This is a genomic window from Bacillus stratosphericus, from assembly GCF_020524495.1.
Lineage (GTDB): Bacteria > Bacillota > Bacilli > Bacillales > Bacillaceae > Bacillus > Bacillus stratosphericus_B.
In genome coordinates this window covers 1-13,514 of sequence record NZ_JAIVLB010000016.1, presented here as the reverse complement: position 1 = coordinate 13,514, position 13,514 = coordinate 1, and the positions used below count along the sequence as shown (strand labels likewise).

The 13,514-nt window shown below is 35.9% G+C and carries 20 protein-coding genes and 1 pseudogene; 8 read left to right on the top strand and 13 right to left on the bottom strand.

Annotated elements, in window-relative coordinates:
- The first annotated feature begins 1 nt into the window (after position 1).
- From LC033_RS08140 to LC033_RS08115, 6 genes are all read left to right on the top strand, one after another.
- Positions 2–598: an SLATT domain-containing protein gene (locus LC033_RS08140; protein WP_226567774.1), complete on the top strand. Its 597-nt coding sequence runs from the start codon at positions 2–4 to the stop codon at positions 596–598.
- A gap of 15 nt (positions 599–613) precedes the next feature.
- Entirely contained in the window at positions 614–1,957 is a 1,344-nt protein-coding gene (locus LC033_RS08135) for a nucleotide-binding domain-containing protein (protein WP_226567773.1), read from the top strand.
- Positions 1,958–2,136: 179 nt separating this feature from the next.
- Positions 2,137–2,499 carry a helix-turn-helix domain-containing protein gene (locus LC033_RS08130; protein ID WP_226567772.1) on the top strand — a complete coding sequence of 121 codons (363 nt, stop codon included), beginning with the start codon at positions 2,137–2,139 and terminating at the stop codon, positions 2,497–2,499.
- Between the two features lie 275 nt (positions 2,500–2,774).
- Complete coding sequence (locus tag LC033_RS08125; RefSeq protein WP_376776426.1) at positions 2,775–3,503, top strand: SprT-like domain-containing protein; 729 nt, start codon at positions 2,775–2,777, stop codon at positions 3,501–3,503.
- 104 nt (positions 3,504–3,607) lie between these two features.
- On the top strand, positions 3,608–3,691 hold the full coding sequence (locus LC033_RS08120) for a putative holin-like toxin (protein ID WP_226567832.1): 84 nt from the start codon (positions 3,608–3,610) through the stop codon (positions 3,689–3,691).
- A gap of 396 nt (positions 3,692–4,087) precedes the next feature.
- Positions 4,088–4,579, top strand: coding sequence for a hypothetical protein (locus LC033_RS08115; RefSeq protein ID WP_226567770.1), 492 nt, complete (start codon positions 4,088–4,090; stop codon positions 4,577–4,579).
- Between the two features lie 43 nt (positions 4,580–4,622).
- Here the strand turns inward: LC033_RS08115 and LC033_RS08110 are convergent, their stop codons facing one another.
- The 9 genes and pseudogenes from LC033_RS08110 to LC033_RS08075 form a co-directional block, all read right to left on the bottom strand.
- A complete protein-coding gene (locus LC033_RS08110) occupies positions 4,623–5,261 on the bottom strand; it encodes a hypothetical protein (protein WP_226567769.1) in 639 nt (212 codons plus the stop codon).
- 91 nt (positions 5,262–5,352) lie between these two features.
- Entirely contained in the window at positions 5,353–5,541 is a 189-nt protein-coding gene (locus tag LC033_RS08105) for a hypothetical protein (RefSeq protein WP_226567768.1), read from the bottom strand.
- 723 nt (positions 5,542–6,264) lie between these two features.
- Complete coding sequence (locus tag LC033_RS16815) at positions 6,265–6,393, bottom strand: hypothetical protein (protein ID WP_264188688.1); 129 nt, start codon at positions 6,391–6,393, stop codon at positions 6,265–6,267.
- Between the two features lie 181 nt (positions 6,394–6,574).
- The gene (locus tag LC033_RS08100) at positions 6,575–6,952 is read right to left on the bottom strand and encodes a hypothetical protein (RefSeq protein ID WP_226567767.1); all 378 of its coding nucleotides are present in this window, start codon (positions 6,950–6,952) and stop codon (positions 6,575–6,577) included.
- A 227-nt stretch (positions 6,953–7,179) separates the two neighbouring features.
- Positions 7,180–7,485 carry a hypothetical protein gene (locus LC033_RS08095; protein WP_226567766.1) on the bottom strand — a complete coding sequence of 102 codons (306 nt, stop codon included), beginning with the start codon at positions 7,483–7,485 and terminating at the stop codon, positions 7,180–7,182.
- Positions 7,482–7,895 (bottom strand): YoqU family phage-derived protein, encoded by a 414-nt coding sequence (locus LC033_RS08090; protein ID WP_226567765.1) that lies wholly within the window; start codon positions 7,893–7,895, stop codon positions 7,482–7,484. Before LC033_RS08090 ends, LC033_RS08095 begins: the two co-directional genes overlap by 4 nt.
- Positions 7,864–8,463, bottom strand: a pseudogene (locus tag LC033_RS08085) (DNA cytosine methyltransferase); the annotation flags it as partial. The pseudogene LC033_RS08085 and the gene LC033_RS08090, both read right to left, overlap by 32 nt.
- A gap of 3 nt (positions 8,464–8,466) precedes the next feature.
- Positions 8,467–8,973, bottom strand: coding sequence for a hypothetical protein (locus LC033_RS08080; RefSeq protein ID WP_226567764.1), 507 nt, complete (start codon positions 8,971–8,973; stop codon positions 8,467–8,469).
- 108 nt (positions 8,974–9,081) lie between these two features.
- Positions 9,082–9,780, bottom strand: a complete 699-nt coding sequence (locus LC033_RS08075; protein ID WP_226567763.1) for a hypothetical protein — start codon at positions 9,778–9,780, stop codon at positions 9,082–9,084.
- 242 nt (positions 9,781–10,022) lie between these two features.
- On the opposite strand from LC033_RS08075, the gene LC033_RS08070 reads away from it, so the two are divergent.
- Together LC033_RS08070 and LC033_RS08065 are read left to right on the top strand one after the other, a co-directional pair.
- A complete protein-coding gene (locus LC033_RS08070) occupies positions 10,023–10,847 on the top strand; it encodes a hypothetical protein (protein WP_226567762.1) in 825 nt (274 codons plus the stop codon).
- Between the two features lie 38 nt (positions 10,848–10,885).
- Positions 10,886–11,083 carry a hypothetical protein gene (locus tag LC033_RS08065; RefSeq protein WP_226567761.1) on the top strand — a complete coding sequence of 66 codons (198 nt, stop codon included), beginning with the start codon at positions 10,886–10,888 and terminating at the stop codon, positions 11,081–11,083.
- 530 nt (positions 11,084–11,613) lie between these two features.
- On the opposite strand, the gene LC033_RS08060 is transcribed toward LC033_RS08065, so the two are convergent.
- The 4 genes from LC033_RS08060 to LC033_RS08045 all read right to left on the bottom strand — a co-directional run bounded on the left by LC033_RS08060 (position 11,614) and on the right by LC033_RS08045 (position 12,992).
- A complete protein-coding gene (locus LC033_RS08060; protein ID WP_226567760.1) occupies positions 11,614–12,009 on the bottom strand; it encodes a hypothetical protein in 396 nt (131 codons plus the stop codon).
- A gap of 11 nt (positions 12,010–12,020) precedes the next feature.
- Positions 12,021–12,287, bottom strand: coding sequence for a hypothetical protein (locus LC033_RS08055; RefSeq protein ID WP_226567759.1), 267 nt, complete (start codon positions 12,285–12,287; stop codon positions 12,021–12,023).
- Positions 12,288–12,440: 153 nt separating this feature from the next.
- A complete protein-coding gene (locus LC033_RS08050; protein WP_226567758.1) occupies positions 12,441–12,671 on the bottom strand; it encodes a hypothetical protein in 231 nt (76 codons plus the stop codon).
- A 75-nt stretch (positions 12,672–12,746) separates the two neighbouring features.
- The gene (locus LC033_RS08045; protein ID WP_226567757.1) at positions 12,747–12,992 is read right to left on the bottom strand and encodes a hypothetical protein; all 246 of its coding nucleotides are present in this window, start codon (positions 12,990–12,992) and stop codon (positions 12,747–12,749) included.
- Positions 12,993–13,514 lie beyond the last annotated feature (522 nt).

The window sequence follows — 13,514 nt, the reverse complement described above, 5'->3', positions numbered from 1 at the left end:
TATGCAAAGAGAACGATTTATAAAGTCATTAGCAGAGTACGGATATAACGTTTACTTTGGAGCAAAAAAACATTTCGCGACCTATGATATTGTTGAGAAGTCGCCTGGTTGGATCGGATTAATTACTTTGATAATCGGTATCTGGCAACTAGGGTTTCCCAGCTTCCCCTATGGTCAATCATTGTCCGTTATATTAGTTGCGGCAAGTGTTTGTGCAATACAAATTAGCCAGTACAATGCGGAAAAAGATTACTACATGAGAGCAGGAACTAAACTCACTCGGATTCACAACGAATTAAAGGAAATGTATTATCGGTATAAGGATAATGCAGATAGCACCGTTTCTAGCGAAGACGAGGAAAAATTGACGCAACTATTAAATGATTATTATGAAGCAAGCATTACTAAACAAATAGCATTTAGCGATTGGTATGCTCATTATAAATTCTTTTACCAAGCACAATATGAATGGATAGATGAACAAAAAAGGTTTACGTGGAAAGACAAATTCCCACTATCTTTTAGAATAACTGTTTTAGTCATAATTATTGTGATTGTGATTGTGATCATCCTAGCAAAAATGTTGATTTGGAATTAGAAGTGGGGGACCAGAATGTTAGCAACGTATATAGAAGAGTTTGTTGAATCCTTGAAGATAGAAGATATCGAAGATGAAACTAAGCGTGTAAAGGAAATTACAAAGAGACTTAATAAGTCCTATTACGACGGTAACGAAAGTGAAACAGAAAATTGCTACGTTGTGGGTTCTTTAGGAAGAGGAACTGCTATTAAATCTTTTAGTGATGTGGACATGTTGTTTGTCTTACCGAGCAATAAAAAAAAGCAATACAATGACCATGAAGGGAATGGTCAATCTAAGCTTCTTCAGGAAGTGAAGAAGGAAATAATAATTCGATATCCCAAAACCATTGTACGTGGTGATGGGCAAGTGATTGTGGTGAGTTTTGATAGAGGGACAAAAATTATCGAAGTTTGCCCTGTATTTGAAAATTCGGATGGGTCCTTTACATACCCAGACTCAAATCATAACGGCAAGTGGAAAATTACCAATCCATTACCTGAGATTACTGAATCAGTTACCTTTGATCTTACAACAGGAAAAAATTTTACCAATATTTGTTATTTGGTTCGAGCTTGGAAGAATAATAAAGGTTTTAAATTTGGGGGGTTATTAGTAGACACCCTAGTTTACAACTTCTTGACTAAGAATACTCAATATCAAACAGCTACCTTCATAGACTACCTTGATATATTAAAGGATTTGTTTGGTTATCTCAAAGACTTAAATGAAGAGCAATCATATTGGAATGCACTCGGCAGCAATCAACAAGTCTATAATAAGAAATGTAAGTTTGTTAAAAATGCAAAAACAGCATATGAATTAATTAAGGACCTTGACGAAGAAAGTGAAAATATCTATGAAAGCTTTATTGATTTGTTTGGAAAAAACTTTCCTGTTCCAGATACGGTCACAGAAAAACACATTATCTTGTTGAATGATACTAGAGCAAAATATACTGAGGAATTCATCGAAAAAAAATTCAATGTTGATATAAGATATTCGTTAAAGATTGAATGTGAAATCACACAAAATGGATACAGAACAGGATTGCTACGAGAGTTCCTGCAAAAAAAATTAAGGATACAAAAACAAAAAAAACTCAAATTTTTCATTAAGAAAAACGAAATTGAAGAAGTTTTTAAAGATAACGTGATTATCCAAGATAAAATTAAATACGATGTGTATTGGAAAGTATTAAATAGAGGTGATGAAGCTATCCGAAGGAACTGTATACGAGGGGAAATAACAAAGGGAGAAACAACAAAGACAGAACATTCAGTATTTAATGGAGATCACCTGGTTGAATGTTATATTGTTTATAAAAACACAGTAGTTGCTAGAGATCAGATTCGAGTACCGATACAGGCAGTATAATGGAACGAATATAACTCACTTCAATTGAGCAGTTTTATGTTCAAAAGGGTGAGTTTTTGTCTTATTTGTCTGAAAACAAACCTTAATTACTGGAAAATGTTGTGCATATGGCCGGAGCGTATGTTATAATATAAGTAGAACTTATATTAAGTTTAACTTATATTAAAGGAGACTTTAGCATGAGCAAACGCCCTTCCACATTTTTGTTAAGGCAAAAGCAATTTCTGAAGCTTTCTGCCATCACATATATTGAACAAGAACGTTATTATGCAAGCGAGATCTTGCAGCTACTGAAGAAAGAGTACAGTGAATTTGGCTATAAGCCTTCTCATACTGAAGTATATAAAGCCCTCAATGAACTTGTTGAGGAAGGCATGTTAGAGAGGCATGTACGGAAGCAGGATGAGGATCACCAGTATAAAGAGGTCGTAACATATTCGCTCATCGACAGGACCGCAGCAGCCAACTACAAGAAGAAAACACATGAGCTTCTTGTAAACAGCAACAAAATGATCCAAAAGATCATCAAAAATAACTTTTAAAGGGGATAGTTCAAATGAGAAGATTTCTTTGGAAAGCCACGTTCAGAATGTATAAATACATTATATTATTTTTCCTGGCAATTTGGTCCTTCTCAACAGTGAATTCAAGTGCTGCTGAAGGCGATCTCACACCTATGTTGATACTTTTTTTAGTTGTTATGTTAATGGCCGTATTAAGGGTGTTCTTATTCATAAGAAGACGAGCGAAGAAGAGAGTGTGACAACTTTCTTTTAAATCTAAATTGAGACCAAGGTCTCAAACGCACTAGGAGGGAATTATCATCGAAACAACTGAGAGGTATATCACAATTGCCGATGTAACAGCTGAACTACACAAAGCATTTCTAATCTTCAACAAAACTTTTTTTGAAGATTGTTTGCCGGTTCCAGCAATCACTATTCAATCAAATATTCATAATAGAAACTCTATGGGTTGGTGTTCGGTTAAGCCTGCATGGAGTAGCACAGACGGAAAGCAGAAAATGTATGAGTTGAATATCTCTGCTGAGTACGCTGATTATGATTTCCTTGAAACAATGGATACGTTGCTGCATGAAATGGTCCATCTTTATCATGGAGTGAAAGGAATTAAAGACACCAGTAGAAAAGGCGAATACCACAATACAAAATTCCGCGATAAGGTATTGGAGCTAGGATTTGAGTATAAGACAGAAAAACCAGATCCGCGTCATGGATGGTCGTTTGCTAGGATCGGACCAAAACTAAGAGAACAGATAGCTCAAATGGATATTGATCAAGAAGTGTTTGTTATCGCAAAGCGTAACACAAACTACATGGCTGCAATAGAAAGTGGGGAAACACCACCTTCAGACGATCCAGGTGCAACAGAACCAACGAAAGCAAAGCCTAAGAGCCATAGATGGGAGTGTCCTTGCTGTGAAGTAAGAATTGTGTCTTATAGAGAGGAAGTAAACATACGTTGCATGGATTGTGACGAAGAGTTTATTAAAGTCACAGGAAGAAAAAAACGCGCGGAAAATTGAATGCGTATTACCAATCTTTTCATGTATAATAGAGGGCGTACAAATGAACGGCTTACCCAAAGTGTGGTCTACTGGCTAAATCCCCTTGAAAGGGGGTGACGCCTATGTCAACGTTTCAAGCTTTATCCCTTATGTTTCTGTTTGGGATGTTTATTCTTGCTTTGTTGACGTATATAGACAAAAAATAGACTCCCCTTGAGCTGTGGTAGGTTGAAGGGAAAGTCTATCCTTAAAACTATCTAATGATTAGCCAGCCCCTTGAGGGCCACATTGTACATTGCCGGGATGTTAGCGCATCCTGGCTTCTTTTAATTTATGCCGGTTATACGCGTATTATAACATATAATTGGTTTAGTTATACACTAATACACAAGCAGTTACAGAACCAATGTCAAATACCCTTATATTTTATTCTTCCTAAAAACCGAATAATTTATAACACAGGGATCCAGGTAATTTAGTCAAAACACGAATGAAAATTTATGGCCTTCTTTCTGATACACCTTTAACACGAACATTGGGAAATTCCTTTCCTATTTATGCTATGATGAATTATACATAAATTTGGAAAGAAGGTTTAGCTTTTGGAATGGCAAAGATGCCCTAGATGTAATAGTAATCGTGTGGGTAAAAGAGGAAGCGCAGGCTGCCTATCAATTTTGCTCATGTTATTTATTTCTTTTTTTATCTCATATGTCGCAACAAATTTTTTGTTCTTTTCTATTTTTTTACTAAGGATCGTTTTGTTTGTCATCATATTTATTTACTTGATAAAACTACGAGAAAAGATATTCGGTTACTTGTACTGTAAAGACTGCGAACTCAGCTTTAAGCCTAGAAGAAACTCTAATGGGACAGTAAGATCAATTGCCATTTCTCTTTCAAAAGTAGACCCGGCCAATTACATGCAGCTGGATCTCTTTAAACCTGATCAGGAAAAGGTTAGTCGGTTGGGCCATGTAATGGATGAAATCAACAACAAATTTGGTCATACCGCAATCATGCGTGCGGCATCATATACCAATGCCGGAACCATGATTCATCGATCTAATTTGGTTGGTGGTCATATGGGGTAAAACCCCCTTCATCTGCGATAGAAGGGGGTTTTAAGTTATTTAATCAATCTACTTGTGATTCCAGCCAATTAAATTCCAACTTAGCTAATGCCCATTTACGATAATACAAACGCTTGGGCATTGCAAAAATACTCTTTAAATCAAAACCATCATATAATGATTGCATTGCCACTTCTAGATTAACCCTAATTACAGAGTCATATGTTCCATCTTCGCTAAATTTAAAACCTCTAAGCTTCTTATCGATATCCTGGATTTTCTCTAATGATTGTATTTTATAATTTTCTTTAAATGCTAACGTTTCACCGTATCTATCCAATCCTAGCTGCATATACTGGTTTACACATTCTTCTGTTGGTCCATGTTCATCAGTAATTGTTTTCTTATAAATTTTTTGAGCAGATCTTAATGAAAGATAGAAGCGATAATTCTCCATTGCGTTGTAAGTAAGTGCGAACATTAAAATTAGCGAAACGAACGTTATATTAACTAGGAATAGTGTCGATCCTAATTGATCGGGTATAAGTCTGGCAGCAAATCCAAAAAATATAACGTACAAAAAGAGACAAATAAAAGAAAAAAACGATTTCATTTTTAATTTCGTCACAAGATAATCAAGATAATTTAAGTGTGTGAAATGAGCTTTGTTCGGGTCTTTAACTAAATGAAGCTTCTTACTCATTGTAATCCTCCTTTAAAATTGCGCCTGTAAAAAAATGCAACATTACTAATATCGACTTAAAGAGTTGATTGTTTATCTCTCTTTATTGCCTTTAGCTTCTTTTTGCTTCTTTTTGTTTTCTTGACAGAAAGAGCCTCACGTAGGCTCCGACGATTACCGAAGTAAATGCACCAATGAAAGCTACAAGACCATTAGCACCGGCAGCAAGAAAAGCAAAGTATAGGGCGCAGTATATAAAGAATGTGATCCAGAAAGAGGGGGTTCTCATTGCGTTTCTCATTTTGATTCTCTCCTTATCAATATAGCTTTAATATACTCTCTAAATTTCTAATTCTTAGAACAATTGTATTCTGTTCATTATATAAATCTTTATTCTCAAATCTTATATCACGAATTTTTGTAATTCCTTTGATAATGTGTCCATTTCTCCATCTTGATAACCACATTTGTATTCCATAATTATGGTTTCCAACTCTTTAATTCTCCGGCTAATTAAACTATCTGCGTTATATATTGTTATATGTTAAGCTTTTATGTTAATGAGTGTTTCTAATTCCTTTTTTAATGTAGCTATTTCTCCATCTTGATAACCACATTTGTAGGCAATATTGTTGCACATGGATTGTAAGGTCAGCAAAAACCGGCCAACACTCCATGAAATCTCGCTCCACGTAATTTCCACTCTCATTAGTTAAATTTATCTTCTTTTTCTGCTACTGTTCGTACTATCATGCTGCTACCAGTCTCAACAATAATGTCAACAATAGTCCAATACAAATACAACGCAAAGAAAAAACATATATACCAAATCATTTCTTATCCTCCTTGAACATCAGTTTGGGTCTTGACACACAACTTCCGAGAATAAAGATTATGTAAACTGAGTGTAAATTTACCTTAGTTAAATTTACACTCAGTTTACATTTTTGTACTAGAAGGTAATGTGGACCCATTTTCTTTCCCTTTATCTCACCGATTTACTTCATTGCTCTCTCCATTTGCGCTATTTGAAACTTTTGATAAAGTCTCTGTGAAAATTCTTCAAAGTTGAAGATAGAAATTTTTGATAATCGGCATGGTTTTTTTCTAATTTTTCAGGAGTCATTGTTAATAGTTTTTCATGTTTATTCATATGCAATCTCCTTACAATTATTATTTTTTCCTATTTTCATTTCTTCAATAGATCTACATTACTTCCGTGCACAGTTATTTATAATCCACTCTATAACTTGAAATATTCACTTAGCTTTGAACAGAACTCATCTATAGAAGTAAATTTGTATTCAACTCTTCCCAATTCATGATGGTTATCATTACCAAAAAAAATCACTAGATTTGTAAAAACCATAAACAATCAATATGAAAATGAATATTCCACCAGTTACATAGGACGCTATAGTTAGACCATTTTGGTATAAACAAAAAACGACAACACACGCAAACAACATATATAAAAACCCAACAAACAACTGTATACTAGAATCAATTTCTGAGGCCATAATGAAAGTGCCAAAAGCAAACGCAACAATAAAAAGACCCAAAATAATATCATCTATATACTTTATGTTTATCAATCCTAACTCATATAAAACGAACACTGCTGTTCCTAATGCTATAATCACCACCAATAATAATAAGGACTTTATTAGCGTTTCTTTAATTCTTCCTTTTTCGTAATTAGGTATTGACATGATTATTCCCCCTACATTTCTAAATAATTAATTGGTTCATATGAATCACGAACTATGATAAAACCACACACTTCTCGTAAACCGAACTCGCTTTTCATACCTTTTGTATTAGTTTTCGAATGAATTTCCTCTTCAAGTTTTAAGTAAGCTCGGTTTTCGCCATCGTGCTTCCTCCTTTAGAAGATTGGGATTTTGATAGAGTGTTTGATTTTCTAATACCTTTGTCATCAATCACCCTCCGCTTTTAACCTAGTACCTGCAATCAATGCATCCTGGTAAACAAGACTCGCACTCAAAGAATGATGTTTTACAGCATCTGCACTACTGCTCCAGCCATCATATTGCCCAGCCATTGCTTCATATTTTTGTGAGATATGATAGTCATATCGTTTTTGAAAAGTCTGCTCTTTGTCTTCTAGCTCATGAAGTGCGTTTATCATCTCTTTTACGGATTCCTTTATGGATTCTGGAACATCCCATTTACTTTCGCTCAATTCATCGAGACATTTTCGCTGTTTATCACTGAGATTCATCGTGCTTTCTCCCATTCTCTGAAACTGTATGGATAATCAACCGTTTCAATAAATCCGATTTCCTTTGCCTTTTGGCGAATCTTTTGACAGCCTTCACGACTATAAGCCCAAATTTCTTTATAGTCTCTGAGATCGCCATATCGACCAGTAATGATAAATTCACGAAAACTGTTGACCAGCTGCCACATGTTCCCTCCATGTGAGAATCCTTTTGCTGGACCGTGCCCTAATTCATATGGATAGACCCATTCCCCTGTGTAATCATCTACGAAGAATAGTTTTCCTCGTTTGCCAAATATAAAGCAGGCAACCCAATCTTTTGATTCACAATAAAATGTTCTATGATCAATGGTTGCAATGAGCTTGATCAGGTCGTTACGTAGGTGCAGGCCAAACAATCGGTTTACCATCACAACGAGCTACCATAAAAAAACGTTTTCTAGTAGTAGGCGCGCCATAGTCACAAGCCCTCAACTCTTTGAATTGAACCTTGTATCCCAACGCTTCAAGTGATTTCACAAAAGATTTGAAGGTTTCACCCTTTTTTTCTTTGATTGGATATCCATCAGCATCTAGCGGACACCACGTCTGAAACTCTTCAACGTTTTCTAACATGATCACTCTTGGACGTACTGCAATAGCCCATTTCACTGCAATCCATGCTAATCTTCGAACCTGTTTATCCTTTGGTCTGCCACCTTTTGCTTTCGAAAAATGCTTACAATCAGGTGAAAACCAGGCAAGTCCAACTTTTCGTCCCTTAACAGCCTCTTTCGGATCTACATCCCATACACTTTCACAGTAATGCTCTGTATCAGGATGGTTTGTTTTATGCATCGCAATTGCATCTGGGTCATGGTTAATAGCAATATCAACGGATAAACCTGTAGCCATTTCAATGCCTGTGCTTGCTCCACCACCGCCAGCAAAGTTATCAACGACAATTTCTCGAAATAAATCCAAATTCAGAATGCCCATCTTTTAAACCTCACCATCAGAATCAGTAAAGGTAAGCATCTTATCATTTGTTTTTTTGTTGCTCATGTGTTTTTCGTAGTCCCTAAGATAACTATCACGTAGATTATCTGGGATATAACTAAGACGCTTCTTCAGGATGTTTTCAATTATGTACATCCTTTTGGTTACGTCTTGAAATTCAGATGCAATATCATCAGCTTTTTGTTTATCTCGATAACCCCTGCTATACTTCTCTGCATTTAACGTAGCCTTATATAGAATTGCCCTTCTTTTTCTGACTTCTTTTAATAACAAGATTAAAGACCAGGTTGAATATGTCATCAAAACAGGAGTCGTTTCTCTCGAATCTAACAAATTCACATCTTCTTTATGTTCTTCCTCAATCCTGTGACCCTCTGTTTGAGCCTGATTTTTGGTGATATCCATTACACAAAAATCACAAAAATATTTCTCTTTTCCATCTTTCTTATCGTGTAATTCAGATCCACAGAATGGGCATGTGCAATTCATAAATATACCTCCAAAACTTACTATATCAATATTTATCTTACTTCAATTATATCAAATTCGGACACTAAAAGATAGCGTTTTTTTCTTTTTCTTACCAAAAAAGGCTCCTTATTCGGGAGCCATTTGTTCAAGAAATTTTATTAAAATATCCGTCATTACTTTCGATTCTGTTATCTTCTTTATACTTGTAGCTTTAAGTAAAGACACTTTGTCTAATGCAGACTTGTCTAATGTAAACTTATACTTTATTTTTTGATTACTTTCTATTTCTATCAAAGATCTAATCTGTTCTTCAGCGTAATTTTGGAGTATGAAGTTTTCTAATTCCTCAGCCAGCTCAATTTTTGTATTGATACCTGGCTTATATAATTGTCTGTAGTTCATAACAATGTCTTCAGGTATAACAAACCTTTTACTCACAATCTCGTAAGAATAATCTCCACTCTCTATTCTCTCTGTCATTTTTTTAATGATGTCACGAATTATTAATGAATAAAAATCATCAACTCTTCCACTTCTACTGGACTTCCTAAAAAGAACGGGATAGTTTTTTTCTAATTCCCTTAATGTTTTAACCGTTTCATCTAGTTTTGCTAGTGCAGATTCTGATAGCCCCAAGCAAGTGATTTCACCATTTTCACCAGGACGATAGGTAAGCATTCTAACCAACTCGTTTTCATTAGAAGGCAACTCATATTCCCGTACAATATAGGTTCTAACCGCCCTCCCAATTCTGTTAACAGAACCGAGCGCTTTATGTAAATTTTTAAGATCCAATTTATTAAGATACAACATGCATTTTTTCATAAATACCCCTGCTTCTGTTTATTCACAATTTCAGTTTATCACGTTTAATAAACAGTTTGGACGCGAGCTTTTTATTTTCTTAATACCAGATTAAATTTTACCCTGCATGCATTTCAATCGATCCACAAATGTTAATATAGACATATATTGTTTAGGAGGTGACTGGTTACGTTAATTACTCTTGCTTATGGATCACCTAAGACTCACATCCCTGTTTAAATTATTTAAGGAGTGAGTAATGAATGAAAAGAATTGCGTTCTTAATGATTTTGGCTTGTTTTGTAGGATCTCAAATGTTCTCCTCTAGTGTTTTTGCAGCTGAAGCAGATCCGGCAAAGATATCATCGATTAAAGAATATCAGGAAAAGCTTATCTCAGAACTTTCCTTGATCAATCCGCAAACTGATAATGAATTGGACCAAGTGATCGATGGTTTAAAGGAAAGAGTAGATGAATCGCTCATACCGAATTACTACAACTCAACTCAAAGTACCACGTTGCTGCCTAACACAAGCAATTCATCAGATGATGAGTTAGACATGAATAAATATCTTGATGACAACATTGCTTTAGGCCAGTTCGAAAGCCACTCAATCAATGATAACATTACAATTATCACTACAAATAGTCCTGTCTTTTACATCCACCAAACCACAGCTGAAGAAACTCCTAAAGATTTTGTAGAGAATGGAGATTTAAAAGCTACTGCTGCTAAATACAAAAACACTAAAACCTTCACTAGCTGGTATACAGCAAAAAACTTTCTCAATATGAAGCTTTTCACCGTCAAGACAAAGGGGTATTTCCAATATAATGGTAGTGACGTTAAGGCGAAATTAAATGATGCCTGGTATACAAAGGGGTTCTTATCCATTTGGCAAGTCTCCAACTGGAAGAAAGGGACCTATAAAAAGGGCAAGAATTATGCTGAAGTGTATGGAAGAGGGAATTTCCACTTTGGTCTTGAAATAAAAGGATATGGCCTAGTCGTACAAGACCAGTACATCAAGGTTTATTTGACGGCCAACAAAAAAGGAACTGTATGGAAGAAATGGAGCGTTAAATAGCCATAAGACCAGGTTTTCATTTGAAAGGTGGTGAGAATTTGAAAAGATTCTTCATATCAAAATCCTTTATGATCTCATTCTTTGTGACACTTCTCCTATTTGGCATGCAAATTAACAAAGAAGGAGCCAACTTCACAGTCTTTGCTAACCTCCTGATCACAAGCTTTATAGTAGGTGTTCTGGTTGCTGCTATCGTCAGATTGTTCACAAGACGAAAAGCATCAACAAGCTCTTAACATTTACCTTTGAAATGTTTTCAGCAGGCTCTAGCCTGCACGCAGTCGGCCGCGCATGAAGAACGATGGAGGAACAATGCAGCTGTTGTCCTGGTGGAACCAGGGCTTACAGATGTTTGTTATCCCATGGTTTAGCGTGGAGCGAGATACCATGAAATGTTGGCCGGTGTTTTGTGCCGGCTTACAGTTCATGAGTAGACCCACAGGGCAGCCCTAAACAGGTTTTAATAGGGTAATGATCATTAATTAATAAAGAGGTTCGATCTCGAACTTAAACAGTGATGAGATAAAAAGGATAAGAGTGTGTAAATTGGAGTAAGTGAGACACTGGAATCAAGCTGATATAAAATAAAAAAGCTATGCGATGACAACGAAGTTGGCAGAGCATAGCAAAGGGTTTGTCTTTTGGCAGCGTTCACTGACCCAGCAGGCTCGATGCCTGCGTTTTAATAAAAGGAAAGCTTTAGCTTTCCTCCCAAGCGTAGGCCATCAATGAGCTGAACAACGCAGAAACCACTAGGGCTTAGCCCCTAGTGGTTGTATTTGAATTGTTTTAATACATCTGATGACAAATCAAACAAGTCATCATTGTAGGTGAGTAATCTGATATATTCTATTACATTAAGGGCATGCTGATCTCCCTCATGTAATTTTTGAATAGCTTTCTCTAAATATTTCAATTCGGTTTCAAGGCAGTCTGGCTCATTAAAAGATGATTGTTTTAAGGCTTCAATCCGACTTTGAACTTCAATCAGTTTTTCATTGATTTGACTAGTATTCAGTCCATTATAAATCTCTCTTACATCAGCTTCTATAGAGCCATATGCAATATGTTCAGAAATATCTTGTATTCCTTCTGCTTTTGCTTCTTGATGAGAAGTAGAGCCAACTTCTACTTCAATTTTTACTGAATATTGTTTGATCATTCTCTCCACTCCTAGTGAATTTTTTCGTCTTTTTCATATTGTTTTATTTCTTTTAGAAGCTGACCCTCACAGATCACCATTCGAATATCAGTTAGATCAGCAAGGCAATGTACTTCTATTTCAAATGTCAGTTTCAATTGTTTAGACAGATGAGTAAGAAGTTTTTCATCAACAACTCTCGCGGCTTCAAACGGAAGTGATATTTTAGTAGGGCTTTCATATGAAATATCGCTTGTTTGAATAAAATTGGCATTACTGCCCTTTATCAGGGTTAACACTTTTCCTTTTACTTCATCGTTATTAAATTCATGAAAATTCAAACAATAAGCAAGGACAAAGGGAGCTTATCGCCAGTTATGTTGATTCGACCTTCACAAAAATTAATCATATTTGCATCCCCATCCCTCTTTAATAATGCAAAGAGTAACCTTTTACAGTTTTTCATTATAAAAAATCAATTCTCCGTTCAAGTCAAACATAATGTCTAATAGTGCCTTGACTTGTAAATCTCTATCAACCATACTACTTTCAGTCTCTATTCTAAATTCGTCTATAAGTGTCCCGTTCTCTAAATTGGTACTCAAATAATCATAAGAACTAACATCTACTATTTCAATTCCGCCACTATAGTCTAAATTCCAATAACCTTCACCATTTAACAAAATAAAAATTTCAATTCGTTTCTCCTTAATAGCCCTAATTGACCAGTCGTTACAGTCAATCGGATTCGGAAACGGTTAATCCATGTAATTATCTAAATGTCCGTTCACTAAAGATGCTAAGATTAAATAAGTATCATAATCTCTTGAATTGAAGTCCTTTTCTTTTGTTAAAAATTCGAGAATATCTTCCTTATAAAGTGGTAAATCTCTAACGTCAAAACTCTTATCTTTAAACGAATAAAGACCAAGTGTGTTTTCGATATAAACAGTTTCAATTTTGTGGTAACAATCTGAAATTGAAAATAATACTTTTTTATTCATGAATATCCTCCTGCTCACCATTTGATCTTCTCCTTTGAATTGTCTTTTTACCTCCGAAGGGGTTGTCCCCTTCAGGGGAGGATTTTTCCCTTTTGACAGGTAGAACGGACAACTGAGGATAGACACATGACAAGAGGGCCGTAGGCATCGCGGTAGCGACAAGTGCTGATTTGCCTTTAGGTAGCGTAACCGTTGCTTCAGGAATGTTTAGCATAGGCTCTATTGCTAAACATTTCTGAGGCTTACGAGTTACGACTGATCAGCATTTGCTCTTGTCATGTGGCTGGCCGTCTTATCAAAAAGTGTGGTAAAGAGCCGGAGGCGCAAACTTTGGCACGCTTTTTGATTAGCGGGCCCCGAATGTTGTACGCTTCGGAGGTCAAAAGGGAAATGTCACTTCAATGGCAGCCGTAGGCTGGCTACCGATGGTTTTAGGAAGCTTCAGCTTCCGTAAGCAGGCTCTAGCCTGCACGCAGTCGGCCGCGCGTGAAGAACGATGGAGGAAAAATGCAGCTGTTGTCC